The sequence below is a fragment of the Exiguobacterium flavidum genome (genome assembly GCF_003344535.1).
GTDB lineage: Bacteria > Bacillota > Bacilli > Exiguobacteriales > Exiguobacteriaceae > Exiguobacterium_A > Exiguobacterium_A flavidum.
On sequence record NZ_QPKS01000003.1, the window covers coordinates 24,429 to 39,593 of the forward strand.

Sequence of the window (15,165 nt, forward strand, 5' to 3'; positions counted from 1 at the left end):
CGCAAAAAAGAAGAGAGAAGGATGGAATCCCTTCTCTCTCATTGTTTCATATTCCGTTCATGAAAGCCATTTCAAAATGCTTTCATTCCCGACGTTTTCTTCATTTCCTCTGTGAGTTGCTTCCCTTCAGAAACGAGTGCCTTTGCTCCTGATTGAACACGTTTCCCTTCACTGACGAGGCGATCGATGTTCTGTTTGATCTCATCGATTCTTGAAGTCGTGTGGTCGACCTGTGTCTGCAGCGTCTGCTGACGAATTTTGAAGCGTTCTGCAAGTAGCTTCACTCGATTGATGTCTCCCATCAGCCGTTTTTTATACAATACGAATCCGTAGACACCAAGCCCGATCAATGCAAGTACGATAATCCCGATATTAATCCAGACCAAATTGATTCCCCTCCGCCAATCGTTCGATTTGTTTCGCCAGGTATTGAGGTGACAAGCGACCGTCGAGCACTACGTCCGCAGTCTCCCGGTATAGATTTTCCCGTTGCCTGAACAACGACTCCGTTTCTTCTTTTGAGGAGACGAGCGGTCGCCTGCTGTCGTCTCGTATGCGCTCCCATAGAACATCGAACGGTGTATCGATCCATACGACCGTCCCGTTCGCCTTCATCCACTGGCGATTCTCGAGACGATTGATGATGCCGCCGCCTGTGATGACGACCGGCAAATCCGCTTGTTTGAGCAGCTTCGTCTCCTCGTCCCGGAATGCCGATTCGCCATATGTATCGAAAAATTGACTGATCGACATCCCTTTCTGAGTGACGAACCGTTCGTCCAGTTCCTCGATGTCCATTTTCGCCTCAAGAATTTTACCGGCTGCTGTTTTACCAGTTCCCATAAACCCGATCACATAAACTCTAGTCATCCGTCACTACCGCCTTGATTTGATTGCCATTCGCAAGAATTGCTCTCATTGTAAAGCCTTTCTCCGTCCTTGTACAGATGACCTGTCCCGCGGGGTAATCAATCGTCTCATTTTGAGTACAGTCGACTTTCGCCGCCCGGACGAGCGCTTCAAGGCGAAGTGCATCCTGCTCCATCACAAGATGTTTGACCTCATCGTCAGTCAGCTGACACCACAGTAAAAGGAAGAAGCTGCATGCAACAAGGAATAGCAATGTCTGAATCAAGATGAATCCACCTTGTCGCACGTGAACGTCCGGGATGGAGAATCGTTCAGCACGATCCGAATCCGTCCCTCCTCCGCTGAAACGACGAAATGGTTTACGTTCTGGGCATAGACGAGTTCACCTCCAAACTCCTTCTTCAACCTGATTTGCGTGCCGACTCGCAGCAGGCGCCATCCCGTCGGCGCTTGTGTGGGATCGGTGTCCGTGCCTCGCAGCTCAGTCGAAACTGCCTGACAGTCGGAGCTCCGCCACATCAAGCGTTCGATCGTATGAAAAAACAGCTCTTCATCCATCGTCTTGACGACAGGAGGCTTCATGAAAAAACGGGTAAGCTCCATCGTCCCGAATAACAACATCGGGACGATCCAAAGAACGAGCGACATTTCAAGGAGAGAAGTTCCGCTTTGGGTACGCAAGGCAGATATCATCCGCACACCATTCCCCCTCCCTGACGACGTAGGATGCCCTGTTCCCTTCCACTTGATCCGAAGCAAGAAGGGAGAGCGCGTCCGTCTCCTCCACAAGTTCCATCCTCACCCTCTCTACTTTCAGGAAGGGATCGATTGCAAGTACCAAAAATCCACTGAAAACGGCGATTGCTAGTGTCACCTCAAGCAATGTAAATCCGCCCTCCGAACCGGGCCGTCCACTTTCCACGATGTCTCCCCCTACTTTCGCTCGACGACCATCTGATAATTGCCGAGCAGGAATTTGATTTGATACGCATCCTCGGGCGACTGGCAGTACCAGGTCGCAGCATAGGTGGAATGATAGCTTTTGAAGTAGATCGTCCTGCTTCCTGTCGGTACCAAACAGCGGTTTCCCGGATGCAGCTCCCGCTCGAAAAGGATTTTTTGCCCATCGAATGCATAGTAAGCTCTTCCCGTCGCTTCCCAAACGAATTGTAATCCATTCAACTCATCCGGACGTGTGATTTGACGGAGCCTAAGCGTCTTCATGTCCTGCCGCAATTGCAGCAGGTCCGGCTCGAAATTATTCTTCTCTCCAAAAGGCACTGCTCTCTCGCGTATGAACAGGAGGAGCAATAATCCGATCAGCAACAAGACGAACGTCGTCTCGAGCAAGGTGAACCCATCATTCGACCAGTTCGCCGGTCGCCGCATTATATGCATACACCTTCCCGTCACATGTCATCTCCGACGGCTTCGCTTCAGACCCCCGGTTGATGACCTGGAGCGTTTCCGGATATTTCTTTTCTTTAGCGTAATAAAGATTTATTTCTGAGCGGATGACACGGATGTTCGCTTCACAACTTACGCCGCTCGCCTGCTCTTTCCCGTTCGTCATCGTCGGGATGAGTACGAGCAACAGAAGAGAGATGATCAATAGCACAGCAGCCATTTCAAGGAGCGTAAAACCGTCTTCACTTTTCCACATATGAACCGGGTCTTCGCTGAGTTCTGGCGAAGCCCTTTCACCTCCCGCCACCTATTTTCAAAACGGCAAATCTTTGATCGCAAGCTGGATTGGATAGTACAGAATAAAAAAGAGACCGCCCGTGACCACAGTCAAAACACCATAAAGCAAAGGCTCGAACCAGGCAAGCATCCGTTCTATCATTTCCTCGATCTTCTCATGCAGCAATTCGGTCTGCTCAAGCAGCAAGTTACCGAGGTCACCGCCTTCAGTTGCCAGATGGACAAGCCCGATCGTCTCGAAGTCGATATACGCCTCTGCCGCCATCGCCTCTGTAAGCCGTTCGCCCTTATACTGTCGCTCATGAAGAACCTTGTACATGCGTCCGGTTTCCCCTGTATGGTTATCCTTCAGCGACGAGAACGTCTCTTCAAGGGAGAAGCCAGCCTGAACGAACGATCCAACTTCGAGTGTGAACAAGTAGGTCCAGTAGAGACTGACGACGGAATGGACCGGTTTGATGCGTAACAAGGTGTTGATGGGCAGTTTTTTGACAAGTAGGAGCGCGGAAAGGGTGAAGAGGACGGGAGCGAAAGCGATGGCATAACGATATGCAGGGTCGAGAAGTATCCTGAACAGGCCCAATGTCCCCGGTGTACTAAGCGCGAGAAGTGACGGGAGGACATATATGGCGTAAAAGATGAACAACATGAGCAAGCTTACACACAGAAGGAAGGGATAACGGGTCACTTTCCGAAACCGTTTCTTCGCCCCGTCTCCGAGTTCAAGCAGTCTTACCACCTGTCGCAGGCTGGGGAGTGGCCGGTCCGTACGGTCCCCGACCGCGATGAGATTCTCGAGCGACTCCGGAAGTCTCAGCGGTTTGAATGCATCCGAAAAGGAAGCCCCGACCTCGAATTCCAACTCCATCTGCTCAATCACCAGCAACAGTGACGAGGCCTCATAATTTTTCAGGATTCGAAGGGTTTCCTTGACTGAGATCCCTTGCTCGACAAGCCTGATGAACCGTTTTAAAAATCTCGTTTGATGACTGATCGTGATCGCTCGACGATGCAACGGACCTCTCCTTCCTGACGCATGACATGGATGAAGCAGTCGCAAATCTCAAGCTCCATTTGTGTGATTCCAAGTGAGCGGAGGCGCTGTTTCGCCTCACCTATCGACCCTGCATGTAGCGTGAACACGACGACATGACCGCTCAAGGCAGCATTCATCGACAGTTTAGCTGCCGCCTTCGACCTCACTTCACCGAAAGCTATCCAGTCCGGGTCAGCTCGCAACACCTCCTCGAAATAACGTTCGGCCGTGACCCCTGCCTTCTCATTTAACTCGAGTTGCAGTACACCTGCGACATCCGACTCGACGGGATCCTCGATCGAGATGACACGCTTGCCTTTGATCGCTTGCAAAATCGAATACAACAATGTCGTCTTTCCTGCACCTGTCGTTCCCGAAATGACGATACAGCCGCTCTGCTTGTCCTGTATCCACGTCAGGTGTCCAGATGCTCTCAACAACCCCTCGGCCGAAGAGACATTTACGTTCGGTCGATACAAGCGCCACGACATCGCCTCACCGTACTTGGTGGGCAGTAACGCAATCCGGATCCCCCCACTTTCAAGCGGGTATCGGCCTGTCTGCGGAACCCGTTCGTTCTGTTCCTTCATGTTCGCAAGATAACGCATGTGGCTGACGAGCACTTCATATCGCCCCTTTTCAAGCGGTTCAAGCTCATCAAGCTGTTGACCGTTCCGTACAAGCAGACGGACTCTTCTTTCTTCCGGGACGAAATGGACGTCCGTCGCCTCCATCCGGACGAATTTCGTGACCCATTCTTCGACGAGACGCCGCATCGACTCACCTCCTGCATCGACTCTACGCAAAAAAAGAAGCCTGAGCAATCAGGCTTCTTTCATGATACATAGGCGATTGTACGAGGTTTCCGTTTCGTCAGCGTTTCCAGACCCGGCTTATCATAACCAATGACCAGCTGTTTGCCATCTGTGAGGATCGGACGACGCAACAGCTTCGGATTGTCACTCATCAAACGGAGCAGCTCGCTCAATTTCATGTCTTCGATTTCGACGCCGAGGTCTTTGAATGCCTGACTGCGAGTCGCAAGAAGACTTTCGATGCCATCGGTCGAGAGCTTAAGCAATTCCATCAACTCATCGACGGTCGGAGCATTGCGGAAGAGGTGACGCTCCTCTATTTCCACGCACTCCTCCTTCAGCCACGTTTTCGTTTTACGGCAAGATGTACAGCTCGGATAGGTGAAGAAGATCAAACTATTTGACATTGTCGCTCCTCCTTTCAGCCTTTGGGACGATTCTATATGTTGAATATACCACTCCCAAATCACTTTGTACATGATTTGTACAACTTTTGTATAAATATTTTTTCTATTTCATCTTTTGTTCACAGTTATTCCTCATCAATCCCTAGAACAGGATAGACGTTTCATTGTTTGCTTGGTAAAATAAGTACGTGTATTGACTATCTGTCGGATTTAGGGGGTTATATGAATGGGGAGAATGTACCGCGTACTAGGATTCTGGACTGGAATCATCGCAGTCATGGCGTTTATCGGCGCGCTCGGCGGTGACGCAAGCTCGAGCGAACATACGGATTCATTTTTGGTCATGGGCTTCGTCTTCTTGGCACAAACTGTCTTTTTTGCAGCGCTTGGCTACTTGCGTTTGACTGAAAAGGTCTACGTGTATATCTTTGCTGCATACTTGACTGTATTCTTCATCGTCTTCACTTACTGGACGAACTTCCAGATGTGAATGCAAAAAAACCGCTCCTCGCAAATCGCGAAGAGCGGTTTTTTCGTTCACAGGAACGGGTTGTGTTTGATTTCACGCCGAATCGTGGTTGATGGGCCGTGTCCGGGGTAGATCGTCGTATCGTGGGGCAATTCAGAAACGAGACGGTCGAGCGAACGCATCAACAATTCCTGATCGCCTCCGGCAAGGTCGGTCCGGCCGACGCTTCGTTCGAACAGCAAGTCTCCACCGAACGCGATTGCCTGTTCCTTCAGGTACAGGATGACGCTGCCGGGAGAATGTCCCGGCGTTTCAAGCACATACAATGAAAAAGGCCCGATTTCCAAACGGCCAGGCTTCAACGGCTCATCGAGCGGCTTGATGCGCATCGGCGGGATGCCGAATCGGGCTGAACCGTTCAAATCGGGATTACCGAGCCACTTCGATTCGTTTGAATGCAGATAGACCTTTGCACCGGTATGCCGGCGGATCATATCGACACCGCCGATATGGTCGAAATGGGCATGGGTCAAAACGATCGCTTCCACTTTTGCGTCTCGCGCCTCGATCTCGTCGAAAAAGCGCATGTCTTCCGTACCCGGATCAATGACAAGACAACTGTTCCCGTCAAATAACAAATAACCGTTTTCTGATGCGATTCCTGAAGTGATGGTCACAAGTTCCATAAGTGATTCCCCTTTGATTGAATTCGTCCTCTCCACTATACACGAAATTGTCGAAAGTTCCTCGACTGCCCTCTCGACTTTATCGTTGCAGTGGGCTACACTTGAAAGTGAGATTTAAGTGAAATCTTCGTGAACTTCACGATGTGATTCAAAGGGGGATACATCATGCATTTGGATCAACCACTCGGTTGGCTTTTCGTGGCAGTAGCAATCGTCGGAATTTGGGCGATCGTTCGCTCGCTTAAGAAGCGTCAAATGTTTCCACTCATCTTCGCGGGTCTGACTGTTCTTTTGTTCGGTTGGTTCGGCGTGATGACATTGATCTTCGGTGGGATTCCATCTTAACGAAGACGGCAACGGGAATGAATCGCTCAGGCTTTCATTCTCACTACTTACAAGCAAAAAGGGTCTTGGTTTCGTCAACGACGGAATCAAGACCCTTTTTGCTTGTATTCAAAAAAAGTCTGCCGCCCGAGAAGGGCGACAGAACTGTCGACATTAGTTTGTGCGTTGCAGGAAGCGAAGCAGGTCTCCGTAGATGACCTGATCCGAAAGACCAAGTTCCTTCTCGGATGTCTTCGTGCTCTCTTTACAAAGGGCACTGTCGGCCGCCGCCAACTCTTCGCCCGTCTCGCGGTCGAAACACGTCTCCTGCGTATAGACGATCTCGTCCGTGATGACCGAACCGTCACGGAACAGCGCATAATCCTTATGCTGTTTCGAGAACAGGTCCGTCCCGAACATGATCTCATCTTTGTAGTCCTTGCCCAGAAGATGGAGAAGTGTCGGCTTGATGTCGATCTGACTCGATACGTCATCATGCGTCTTCCCTTTCTTTTGTCCCGGAAGATGGATGACGAACGGTACACGCTGCAGCTGAGCGACGTCGTACGCAGTCAATTCATCCTTCTCGAGCAACTCCGCCATCGCGGCATTGTGGTTCGTCGAGATACCATAATGGTCTCCGTAAAGGATGAAGATCGTATCATCCCATGTCCCGTCAGCCTTGAGCCCATCGATGAACTTCCCAAGCGCCATGTCCTGATAGGCAAGCGCCTGCACATAATGGTTGAGCGTCGTCGAGCTCGTCTCAAGCGGCGGTACGAGTTCGTGTTCAGGCTTTGGCATCTCGAACGGATAGTGGTTCGTCAATGTCAGGAACTTCGAATAGAACGGACGCGGAAGATCCTTCAGCATCGGAAGCGATTGCTCGAAGAATGCGTCGTCAAGCAAGCCCCACTCCGTCATGTCGTCCGGATTCCCGAGTTCATAATCAGTCTCTGAGAAGAAACGGTCGACACCGAAGTTATTGTAGACGACATCGCGGTTCCAGAACGATTTATTGTTCGCGTGGAACACGGCCGAGTAATACCCGTCTTCCTTCAGCATCTCAGGCGTGGCACGGAACTCATTCTCCGCATTCGTAAAGAATGCTGCGCCCCGGCCAAGCGGATAGAGAGAGTTCTCAAGGATGAACTCGGCATCCGACGTCTTGCCTTGCCCTGTGTTGTGGTAGAAGTTCTCCCAGTAGTGTGATTCTTCAATCAACTTGTTCAGGTTCGGCGTGATGTATTCCCCGTTGGTCGACTTCATGCCGACGGCGAACGACTGCGCCGATTCGAACGATACGACGATGACGTTTTTCCCTTCATATTTCCCGAACATCGCCGGGTTCGGCGCAGCATGTTTCGTCCCGACGAAGTTTTGGACATCGGAAAGTTCCGAGCTGTCCGCCATCGCTTTTTGAGCCGATGTCTTCGACTGGATCAGTGCGTCATACATATGGAAGTTGAACGTTCCGATATTCTTGACGAGCAATTCCCGGTCGAACGCACGAGTCAGAAGTTCCGGGCGTTCCGTCTCAGCAAGTGTCAAGTTTCCGAGGAAGACGACTGCAGCCGAAACGAATGCGAGAATCGCGCGACCGCGCGATGCGACCGCCTTCGACATGTCGATCTTGCGCAAGAAGAACGGCAGAGCGATCAAATCACCGACGATGAGAAGGTCTTTCCACGTCAGCAGCGACGTCAGCGAAGCTGACACCGTCTCTGCGTTCGACGTTTGGAACAATACAGGCAACGTCAGATAATCATTGAAGAAGCGGAAAAAGATGATGTCCGCGTAGAGAATCAGCGTCGCGACGAAAAGCGTCCCATAGATGAACCATTTCTGGGCATTTCCGCGGAAGAAGAAACTGAACGCGAACATGAAGAGTGCCGAACTGATCGGATTGATCAGCAAAATGAAGGCTTGTGCCGAGTTCGTCACCGGTACATCGAAGAAGAACATATACGCTAAATAGGTTTTTAACCAGATTAATATTGTCGCAATCCAAAAGAGCTTATGCTCTCGGTAGGTGCTCCGCACCTCATGGCCGAATTTCAGCCGCATCCGTGACCAGATGCCAGAATCCTGTTGCATACTCTTTCCTCCTAAACAGCCGCTGAGGACCCATTCCCGTTGACTGTCGTGTATTCTATCTATCTACCCATATCTCGAGCAAATTTTACGCCTAGTTTAACAAAAAAGCAACCGAATTAAAGAAGTTCCTTTACAATCACATATTTCATTATACGTAATCAAGCAAAAAAAGATTCGCCGAAACGAATCTTTCATTTACAATGCCGTTATTTTAAGAACATCTTCTTCGCGAGCCAACCGCATCCGATGACGCCCGCGTCATTCGAAAGTTCCGCGACCTTGATCGTCGTCGAACCGAAGACGCGCGGCAATGCGAAGCGCTCGAATTGCTTGCGAAGCGGTGCCAGCAGGACCTCTCCCGCCTTCGACACCCCTCCGCCGATCACGATGATTTCCGGATTGAGGCTGTTCGCGAGGTTCGACAGCGCGAGCCCGAGGTAATGCGTCACTTCTTCGACGACCTCTGTCGCGACCGTGTCACCCTGCGCGTAGGCATCAAAGACGTCCTTCGCGGTGACGGCCTTGATATCGTTTAGGACGGTGTCGCGATTCTTGCGCTTCTCAAGCCCAAGCCTCGCCACTCCCGTCGCTGAGGCGATCGTCTCGAGGCAGCCGGTCCGTCCGCATCCGCAGAGGACTCCGCCTTCGGTCAGCATCGTGATGTGGCCGATCTCGCCAGCCATCCCGACCGTCCCGTGAACGATGTGACCATTCGTGATGATCCCGCCTCCGACGCCAGTCCCGAGCGTGACGGCGAGCAGCTCAGTCGCCCCATCTCCTGCGCCTTTCCACATTTCGCCGATCGCCGCGGCGTTCGCATCGTTCTCGATGACGGCAGGAAGACCAGTCAATCGTTCGAATTCGCCGACGAGCTCGAAGTTCTTCCAGCCGATATTGACCGCCTGCTCGACCACTCCGGAGTTGAAATCGATGAAGCCCGGCGCTCCGATCCCGGCACCGACGAAGTCTTCGAGCTTCTTGTTGCTCTCCTCGATTTTCTTCAGGAAAGAAGTCGCGATGTCGTGCGGAATTTGTGCCCCGTCATTCAGGATGATCGTCTCGATCTCCCATTTCTCGACGATGATTCCTTGCAAGTCCAGAATCGCCATTTTGACGGTCGTCCCGCCGATATCGATGCCTAATAACCACTTCATTTTCAAAACTCCCTCTGTTTTGTAATCGCTTCCCTTCCTATTTTACTGGATGAGGAAAATTGTGCAAGCCTTTGCACAAATGCAAATTCAAGAATTTCGTGTCTTATTCAGTTCATGTACGAGGATCAGCTTAGCGGAATCGTAAGTTTTTTTCTCGAGCACGCCCGCCTCCTCGAGCTCGTCGAGTTCAAGCATCATCATCGACAGGTCTGCCTCCCTGTCTCCGAGATAGACGATCGTCCCGTAAGATTTCAATAGTTGCTGCACATCATACATCGTTTTCATCGTTCATCGGCTCCTTTACGAAGAGGTTGAGCAGATCGTACGTCGCCTGCAGCGATTCTTCATGCGTCCGCTCGTACGAATGACTGGATTCGATCCCAGGTCCGAGCAAAGCGTGACGGACATCGTGTCCTGCGCTGACAGCAGCAGAGGCATCCGACGAATAGTACGGATAGATGTCGACCTTATAAGGGATGCCCTCGCGTCGCGCGAGCTGTGTCAACTGATGCCGGATTCCGATGTCATACGGTCCGGAACCGTCCTTCGCGCAGATCGACACCGTATACTCATCAGAGTGCTGTCCATCACCGAGCGCCCCCATGTCGACCGCGATGTATTCGGCGACTTCCTGTGGGAAGCCGGCATTTCCTCCGAATCCGACCTCTTCGTAATTCGAAAAGAGGAGATGCACAGGATAAGGAAGCTTCTGTTCCTTCCATTCGCTCGCGAGTTCGAGGAGAATCGCGACCGATGCCTTGTCATCGAGATGACGAGACTTGACGAATCCGTTCACGTGGATGAAACGCGGGTCGAAGGAGACGACGTCTCCGACCTCGATTCCAGCTTCCCGCGTCTCTTCGCCAGATGTCGTCTTCAAATCGAGACGCACCTCGATGTTCTCAGAAGTCCGTTTCACAGTACCCGTCTCCTGCGAAGTATGAACGCTCGAATCATGGAGCAGGATCGTCCCGCTGACTGTACTCCCATCCATGCGATGGATCAGACAGTTCTCCCCTTCGATCGCGGTCCAGGAATAGTACCCGAGCTGCGCGAGACGCAGGCGGCCTGAAGGAAGGATTTCCTTCACCATCGCGCCGAGCGTGTCGACATGCGCGGTAAACAGGCGGGCCCGGTTTGATTCGCCTTCAAGAGAGGCGAGGATCGCACCCTTCTCGAGTTTACGGTAGCTGATTCCTTCAGACTCGAGACGCTTCTCTACATATGTAAGAGCATCGGCCGAATATCCTGTCGGGCTCGGGATTTCGACCAACTCCTTGATCGTCTTTACAATTTTTTGCATTCTTTTCTCCCCTATCTCATTAGAAATACTTGCTAACTGCAAGCAGACTTAAGATGATGATGATGAATCCAGCGCTGTACATCAGGCGCAGACGTGGTGCATGTTCCTTCGGATGACCGACGATTCCTGTCGCGACGAAGCCGGTGATCAGTCCACCGAGATGGGCGGCATGATCGAGCGCCATCGGGCTTAGGACGGCAAACAGGGCGTTTATCCCAATGATAACAAAAAGACTGGGCCCGAGGGTACGCATAAATAATCTGCGCTCGACTGTCCCGAAGTAGAACAACATGCCAAGAAGGCCGAACAAAGCCCCGGATGCACCGGCAGAAACCGATGGGTTCGTCGCGAAGGAGAACAAGCTTGCTGTCGCTCCCGCGACGAGATAGACGAACAAGAAGCGGCCGCTACCGTAGATGCGCTCACACAGCGGGCCGAGCGAGAACAAAGCGATCATGTTGATGAACAGATGGAAGAGTCCGATATGGAGAAAAGCGGCCGTGATGAGACGCCACCACTCCCCTGCCTCGATCGCCGGATTATACTTCGCGCCATATGCGATCAAATGTGCGGTATCGAGAGTCGACCCCGTCCTTTCCATCAGCGAGAAAATCAGTACGCAGGCAAACATCAGCATATAGGTCAAACCAGGAGTCCCGTAGTCGAAGAAGGACCGGTCCTCTTTCTTGCGTTCCTGATCGAGCTGTAGCGCATGCTCCTTGTATCTTTCAGCCTCCTCGAACTCCTGTGCCAACGTATATTCAAGGTCGATTTTCCCCTTGATGGGCAGACGGATTTCGCCAAGCCGGTGCAGGTCCATGATCTGGTCCGCGATCAGATGGACGGTCAGCTTATCCTCCCGCCCGACGCGGACTACTCCTTGCGTTCGTTCGATCGCCTCGCGCAACGCGTTCGTGACATGATTCGTCCAGACATACGGAGAGGCGATCACGAGTGTCAGATCGTGTTTTTCCGCACCTGCCATCCAGGCGATGTTGGCCTTGTCATCGAGGGCGATGAGCCGATTACCTTTCTTGATTAAATGATCGAGTTTATACCAGAAGGTGTCTGTGAAGCGTCTATCCAAAGTGTCCTCCCCTTTCCCGATTGGCTCCGTTCATGACTATTCCCGTTTTGCTTGCGTTGCACACGGCGATGTAGACATCACTTAGACAAGCTGTGCGTCCCATTTCGGAAGCGCGAAAAAACCCCTATTCTCATAGGGGCCCATTGCTCGGTCAAACATATTTCTTCATCCAGATGTCGTCACGATACGTACCGTCCTCGAGCTTTACCGATTGCGGGTCCTCCGCATAAACCTCGAATCCGAGCGACTCGTAAAGCTTTTGCGCTGCTTCGTTCCCTGAAAGGACAGCGAGAATGACCTGCTCGACATCAGGAATCTTCTTCGCCTCCTCGATCAGCTGCTCCATCAATGCACGTCCCGTCCCGCCCCGGTATTCCGGCGACACGTAGACGCCTGAAATCATCGCCTTGTGCGATTCCCGTGTAAGCTCGAACGGCTTCACCTGACCGAATCCGAACAATTTTTCCCCGTCGAACATCCCAAGCAGCACTTCGTCCGTCTCCTCGACTCCTTCGATATCCTCGCGTACGTCTTTGAGCGGCGTGCCTGCCTGTTCGTCGAATGAATGTCCGAAGGCATCCGGGTGATTCTTCAGCCCTTCGAGACGAAGATTCCAATACTGTTCTGCATCATGTTTCGTTAAGTGTCGAAAAGTATACATGACTGTCTGTTCTCCCCTTTTCGAGTTGCCTCATTTGCTGAGATCGAAAACTCTTCTAACAGTCATATATCCTTTTTCTCAAATAGTAAAACCTGTCACATAGAAAAAGAACGCCGAAGCGTTCTTTTCATCATAAGACCGGTTCCATCGTTTTTTTAAGGACATCTGCCGAGTGGTGGAACTTTTTGAGTTCCTCTTCAGAAAGTGAGAGCTCGACGATTTCCCGGACGCCTTGCCGGTTGATGACAGCCGGTACACCGATATGGACGCCATCGATGCCATATTGACCGTCGACATGAGCCCCAACCGTCAACAGACAGTTCTCATTCCCGAGGATTGCCCGGACGATTCGAACGAGTCCGAGACCGATCGCATAGTACGTCGCTCCTTTTCGTTCAATGATATGGTAGGCAGCGTCGCGGACGTTCGTGTAGATGCGGTCGAGATCTTCCTGCGTGTACCGCTCGCTGTCCTCCAAAAGTTCTTCGACCGTTTTGCCGTAGATGCGTGCGTTGCTCCACGCCGCGAATTCCGTGTCGCCGTGTTCGCCCAAAATGTAGGCATGGACGTTCCGTGAATCGACGTCGAAGTACTCCCCGAGCATCTGACGGAGACGCGCCGTATCGAGCACGGTTCCTGACCCGAAGACACGGGATTTCGGAAGACCCGAATATTTCCATGCCAAGTGGGCCATGATGTCAACCGGGTTCGATGCAACGACGATGATTCCGTCGAATCCGGATTCCATGATGCTCGAAATCATCGACTTCATGATTTTTGCGTTCTTCGAAACGAGGTCGAGCCGTGTCTCACCAGGCTTTTGTGGTGCGCCGGCCGTGATGACGACGACTTCCGCATCTTTACAATCCGAATAATCTCCAGCCCATATTTTCATCGGAGACGTACTGAACGGAGTTCCGTGGTTAAGGTCCATCGCTTCCCCTTCCGCCTTCGCTTGATTGAGGTCGATGATGACGAGCTCCTCGCACAATCCTGCTGTCGACATTTGATAAGCGAAACTTGATCCAACTGCACCAGCCCCGACCAGTGCCACCCGTATCACTTTTGCGTGTTGTTCCATATTGTTGATCCACCCTTCTGTCCGTTTGCTGTTTGTTATCTTCTTCACAATTAGATTGTAACATCCTTCACAATACCGGTCTTGGTGTGAAAACGGTCACAATATGTCAGAATTGTGTCATCTTATTCTAGAATAAGGAAATACTCCGTCCCTCTCCCTTACCACAGCTTTTGCACCGCAAAACCAATCATCGCCGCGATCGTCGAGGAAGTGAAATTCACCGCATCGTTTCCAATCAACCTACTTCCTTCGATCAGCTCTGTCGGCTTCCCGTGATGAGCCTTCTTCTCAGTCCCCCGCCCGCAGACGACGCAACGATAGCGGCGCTGGAATCGTTTGCCGAACCACGTGTCGAGTAGGCTCCCTAGTATCCCGACGGCAGTTATGAACAAAAAAAGACGCCACTCATCAAACAGGAGCGATCCTGCGAGCGCGATGAATGCTGCCCCCGCTGCTGTCGCGGCCGTCCCGAGCAAGGAGACGGCTCCGCTCGTTCCGGCTGGCACCCGGCGCCATTCTCCGATCATTACCGGATCACGCGTCGAAAGGGGACCGATTTCAGAAGCCCACGTGTCCGCGTTTGAGCCGGCGATCGCCCCAAGGAAAAGCAGAATCCAGTCGGTATCGCCCGTCACTTTGCAGAGGACTGCTCCTGCACATGCACTTCCGCCGTTTGCGAGCACTTGCATCGCGTCGCGCGCTCCTTCTTTTTCGATTATTTCATCGACGCCGCGCTTTTTTGCCTTACCGAAACGTGAAAGCAGGCTCGAGCTGCCGAAAAATAAGATGAGGACGAGCAGACCCGGTAAGCCGAGCCCATAGACGACACCGGCCCCGACACAGGCAGTCGCGAGAGCTCCTGAGAACGTCAACGACCGGATCAGATAACCGAAAAGGGCAAGCAGAAGCGGAATTACGTAGTACGACATCGATGGACACCCGATTCGGTGATCAACAAATCAATCCGTTCATCGAACGACTCGGTCGGTAATGTGTTGACGACTTGTTCGTCGAATGTGACGGTGACCCTGGCTCCTTGATAATCTGAAAGCGCCTGATCATAGTAGCCTCCGCCCCAGCCAAGCCGGTCGCCCTCCAAGGTGAACGCTCTTCCTGGCACGAGGCAGAGGTCTGCCTCTTTCAGCTCGACCTCTTCCGCTCCCTCGCCGGGCTCTTTGATGCCCATCGCGTTGATGACATAGGGATGGGCTTCATCGACCTTGAAGAAACGCATCTCCCGTCCTATCACTTTCGGCAGGATGACCGTTTTCCCTGCTGAGAACGCCGATGCAAGGATGGCATCCGTACGGAATTCATCCCGAAACGACAGTGTCATCGCGACGACTTCCGCCTTTTCCCATTGCTCGAGGCGATAAAGATGTTGAAGCGCCGTCAACTCTTTCTCTTCCCGGTCTTCGAGGCGCTCGAGCCGATCGGCAATCTCCTTGCGCCATTCTTTCTTGTCCATGGA

General features: G+C 52.1%; 22 protein-coding genes. 2 read left to right on the top strand and 20 right to left on the bottom strand.

Annotated elements, in window-relative coordinates:
- Positions 1-71: 71 nt before the first annotated feature.
- Genes DFG60_RS03410 through DFG60_RS03450 form a run of 10 tightly spaced genes read right to left on the bottom strand, consistent with a single transcriptional unit; the run spans position 72 to position 4,832 of the window.
- Positions 72-386 carry a hypothetical protein gene (locus DFG60_RS03410; protein ID WP_114570345.1) on the bottom strand — a complete coding sequence of 105 codons (315 nt, stop codon included), beginning with the start codon at positions 384-386 and terminating at the stop codon, positions 72-74.
- A complete protein-coding gene (locus DFG60_RS03415) occupies positions 373-870 on the bottom strand; it encodes a shikimate kinase (protein WP_114570346.1) in 498 nt (165 codons plus the stop codon). The genes DFG60_RS03410 and DFG60_RS03415 overlap by 14 nt, the downstream gene beginning before the upstream one ends.
- Positions 863-1,135, bottom strand: a complete 273-nt coding sequence (locus DFG60_RS03420; RefSeq protein WP_232818604.1) for a hypothetical protein — start codon at positions 1,133-1,135, stop codon at positions 863-865. The genes DFG60_RS03415 and DFG60_RS03420 overlap by 8 nt, the downstream gene beginning before the upstream one ends.
- Positions 1,132-1,569 carry a TadE family protein gene (locus DFG60_RS03425; RefSeq protein WP_232818605.1) on the bottom strand — a complete coding sequence of 146 codons (438 nt, stop codon included), beginning with the start codon at positions 1,567-1,569 and terminating at the stop codon, positions 1,132-1,134. The genes DFG60_RS03420 and DFG60_RS03425 overlap by 4 nt, the downstream gene beginning before the upstream one ends.
- Positions 1,520-1,792 (bottom strand): type II secretion system protein, encoded by a 273-nt coding sequence (locus DFG60_RS13600; protein ID WP_157964472.1) that lies wholly within the window; start codon positions 1,790-1,792, stop codon positions 1,520-1,522. Before DFG60_RS13600 ends, DFG60_RS03425 begins: the two co-directional genes overlap by 50 nt.
- Positions 1,793-1,803: 11 nt before the next feature.
- Entirely contained in the window at positions 1,804-2,259 is a 456-nt protein-coding gene (locus DFG60_RS13605; RefSeq protein WP_157964473.1) for a prepilin-type cleavage/methylation domain-containing protein, read from the bottom strand.
- Positions 2,231-2,533, bottom strand: coding sequence for a prepilin-type N-terminal cleavage/methylation domain-containing protein (locus tag DFG60_RS03435; protein ID WP_114570350.1), 303 nt, complete (start codon positions 2,531-2,533; stop codon positions 2,231-2,233). Before DFG60_RS03435 ends, DFG60_RS13605 begins: the two co-directional genes overlap by 29 nt.
- 57 nt (positions 2,534-2,590) lie before the next feature.
- Entirely contained in the window at positions 2,591-3,589 is a 999-nt protein-coding gene (locus tag DFG60_RS03440) for a type II secretion system F family protein (protein WP_232818606.1), read from the bottom strand.
- On the bottom strand, positions 3,544-4,386 hold the full coding sequence (locus DFG60_RS03445) for an ATPase, T2SS/T4P/T4SS family (protein ID WP_114570351.1): 843 nt from the start codon (positions 4,384-4,386) through the stop codon (positions 3,544-3,546). Before DFG60_RS03445 ends, DFG60_RS03440 begins: the two co-directional genes overlap by 46 nt.
- A gap of 59 nt (positions 4,387-4,445) precedes the next feature.
- Positions 4,446-4,832, bottom strand: coding sequence for a Spx/MgsR family RNA polymerase-binding regulatory protein (locus DFG60_RS03450; RefSeq protein WP_114570352.1), 387 nt, complete (start codon positions 4,830-4,832; stop codon positions 4,446-4,448).
- 226 nt (positions 4,833-5,058) lie between these two features.
- Here DFG60_RS03450 and DFG60_RS03455 point away from each other — a divergent pair, with 226 nt between their 5' ends.
- Positions 5,059-5,322, top strand: a complete 264-nt coding sequence (locus tag DFG60_RS03455; RefSeq protein ID WP_114570353.1) for a DUF2626 family protein — start codon at positions 5,059-5,061, stop codon at positions 5,320-5,322.
- Positions 5,323-5,369: 47 nt separating this feature from the next.
- On the opposite strand, the gene DFG60_RS03460 is transcribed toward DFG60_RS03455, so the two are convergent.
- Positions 5,370-5,987 (bottom strand): MBL fold metallo-hydrolase, encoded by a 618-nt coding sequence (locus DFG60_RS03460; protein ID WP_114570354.1) that lies wholly within the window; start codon positions 5,985-5,987, stop codon positions 5,370-5,372.
- Positions 5,988-6,152: 165 nt separating this feature from the next.
- On the opposite strand from DFG60_RS03460, the gene DFG60_RS03465 reads away from it, so the two are divergent.
- Positions 6,153-6,332 (top strand): DUF2759 domain-containing protein, encoded by a 180-nt coding sequence (locus tag DFG60_RS03465; RefSeq protein WP_114570355.1) that lies wholly within the window; start codon positions 6,153-6,155, stop codon positions 6,330-6,332.
- Positions 6,333-6,485: 153 nt separating this feature from the next.
- Here the strand turns inward: DFG60_RS03465 and DFG60_RS03470 are convergent, their stop codons facing one another.
- The 9 genes from DFG60_RS03470 to DFG60_RS03510 all read right to left on the bottom strand — a co-directional run bounded on the left by DFG60_RS03470 (position 6,486) and on the right by DFG60_RS03510 (position 15,162).
- Positions 6,486-8,408 carry an LTA synthase family protein gene (locus DFG60_RS03470; protein ID WP_114570356.1) on the bottom strand — a complete coding sequence of 641 codons (1,923 nt, stop codon included), beginning with the start codon at positions 8,406-8,408 and terminating at the stop codon, positions 6,486-6,488.
- A 206-nt stretch (positions 8,409-8,614) separates the two neighbouring features.
- Positions 8,615-9,562, bottom strand: a complete 948-nt coding sequence (locus tag DFG60_RS03475) for an ROK family glucokinase (protein WP_408608648.1) — start codon at positions 9,560-9,562, stop codon at positions 8,615-8,617.
- 87 nt (positions 9,563-9,649) lie between these two features.
- Positions 9,650-9,847, bottom strand: a complete 198-nt coding sequence (locus DFG60_RS03480; protein WP_114570358.1) for a YqgQ family protein — start codon at positions 9,845-9,847, stop codon at positions 9,650-9,652.
- Positions 9,831-10,865 carry a M42 family metallopeptidase gene (locus DFG60_RS03485; protein WP_114570359.1) on the bottom strand — a complete coding sequence of 345 codons (1,035 nt, stop codon included), beginning with the start codon at positions 10,863-10,865 and terminating at the stop codon, positions 9,831-9,833. Before DFG60_RS03485 ends, DFG60_RS03480 begins: the two co-directional genes overlap by 17 nt.
- Positions 10,866-10,884: 19 nt before the next feature.
- Entirely contained in the window at positions 10,885-11,952 is a 1,068-nt protein-coding gene (locus DFG60_RS03490) for a rhomboid family intramembrane serine protease (protein WP_114570360.1), read from the bottom strand.
- Between the two features lie 151 nt (positions 11,953-12,103).
- Entirely contained in the window at positions 12,104-12,613 is a 510-nt protein-coding gene (locus DFG60_RS03495; RefSeq protein WP_114570361.1) for a GNAT family N-acetyltransferase, read from the bottom strand.
- Positions 12,614-12,743: 130 nt separating this feature from the next.
- Positions 12,744-13,694 (bottom strand): L-lactate dehydrogenase, encoded by a 951-nt coding sequence (locus DFG60_RS03500; protein ID WP_114570362.1) that lies wholly within the window; start codon positions 13,692-13,694, stop codon positions 12,744-12,746.
- A gap of 158 nt (positions 13,695-13,852) precedes the next feature.
- Positions 13,853-14,623 carry a DUF92 domain-containing protein gene (locus tag DFG60_RS03505; protein WP_114570363.1) on the bottom strand — a complete coding sequence of 257 codons (771 nt, stop codon included), beginning with the start codon at positions 14,621-14,623 and terminating at the stop codon, positions 13,853-13,855.
- The gene (locus tag DFG60_RS03510) at positions 14,608-15,162 is read right to left on the bottom strand and encodes a 5-formyltetrahydrofolate cyclo-ligase (protein ID WP_114570364.1); all 555 of its coding nucleotides are present in this window, start codon (positions 15,160-15,162) and stop codon (positions 14,608-14,610) included. The genes DFG60_RS03505 and DFG60_RS03510 overlap by 16 nt, the downstream gene beginning before the upstream one ends.
- Positions 15,163-15,165: the final 3 nt, after the last annotated feature.

Excerpts from the sequence above, each read along its gene's own strand:
- DFG60_RS03455 (WP_114570353.1), top strand. The coding sequence starts at position 5,059 with ATGGGGAGAATGTACCGCGTACTAGGATTCTGGACTGGAATCATCGCA.
- DFG60_RS03460 (WP_114570354.1), bottom strand. The coding sequence starts at position 5,987 with ATGGAACTTGTGACCATCACTTCAGGAATCGCATCAGAAAACGGTTAT.
- DFG60_RS13605 (WP_157964473.1), bottom strand. The coding sequence starts at position 2,259 with ATGCGGCGACCGGCGAACTGGTCGAATGATGGGTTCACCTTGCTCGAG.
- DFG60_RS03505 (WP_114570363.1), bottom strand. The coding sequence starts at position 14,623 with ATGTCGTACTACGTAATTCCGCTTCTGCTTGCCCTTTTCGGTTATCTG.
- DFG60_RS03465 (WP_114570355.1), top strand. The coding sequence starts at position 6,153 with ATGCATTTGGATCAACCACTCGGTTGGCTTTTCGTGGCAGTAGCAATC.
- DFG60_RS03415 (WP_114570346.1), bottom strand. The coding sequence starts at position 870 with ATGACTAGAGTTTATGTGATCGGGTTTATGGGAACTGGTAAAACAGCA.
- DFG60_RS03500 (WP_114570362.1), bottom strand. The coding sequence starts at position 13,694 with ATGGAACAACACGCAAAAGTGATACGGGTGGCACTGGTCGGGGCTGGT.
- DFG60_RS03470 (WP_114570356.1), bottom strand. The coding sequence starts at position 8,408 with ATGCAACAGGATTCTGGCATCTGGTCACGGATGCGGCTGAAATTCGGC.
- DFG60_RS03435 (WP_114570350.1), bottom strand. The coding sequence starts at position 2,533 with ATGTGGAAAAGTGAAGACGGTTTTACGCTCCTTGAAATGGCTGCTGTG.
- DFG60_RS03495 (WP_114570361.1), bottom strand. The coding sequence starts at position 12,613 with ATGTATACTTTTCGACACTTAACGAAACATGATGCAGAACAGTATTGG.
- DFG60_RS03485 (WP_114570359.1), bottom strand. The coding sequence starts at position 10,865 with ATGCAAAAAATTGTAAAGACGATCAAGGAGTTGGTCGAAATCCCGAGC.
- DFG60_RS03510 (WP_114570364.1), bottom strand. The coding sequence starts at position 15,162 with ATGGACAAGAAAGAATGGCGCAAGGAGATTGCCGATCGGCTCGAGCGC.
- DFG60_RS03445 (WP_114570351.1), bottom strand. The coding sequence starts at position 4,386 with ATGCGGCGTCTCGTCGAAGAATGGGTCACGAAATTCGTCCGGATGGAG.
- DFG60_RS03480 (WP_114570358.1), bottom strand. The coding sequence starts at position 9,847 with ATGAAAACGATGTATGATGTGCAGCAACTATTGAAATCTTACGGGACG.
- DFG60_RS03475 (WP_408608648.1), bottom strand. The coding sequence starts at position 9,562 with ATGAAGTGGTTATTAGGCATCGATATCGGCGGGACGACCGTCAAAATG.
- DFG60_RS03450 (WP_114570352.1), bottom strand. The coding sequence starts at position 4,832 with ATGTCAAATAGTTTGATCTTCTTCACCTATCCGAGCTGTACATCTTGC.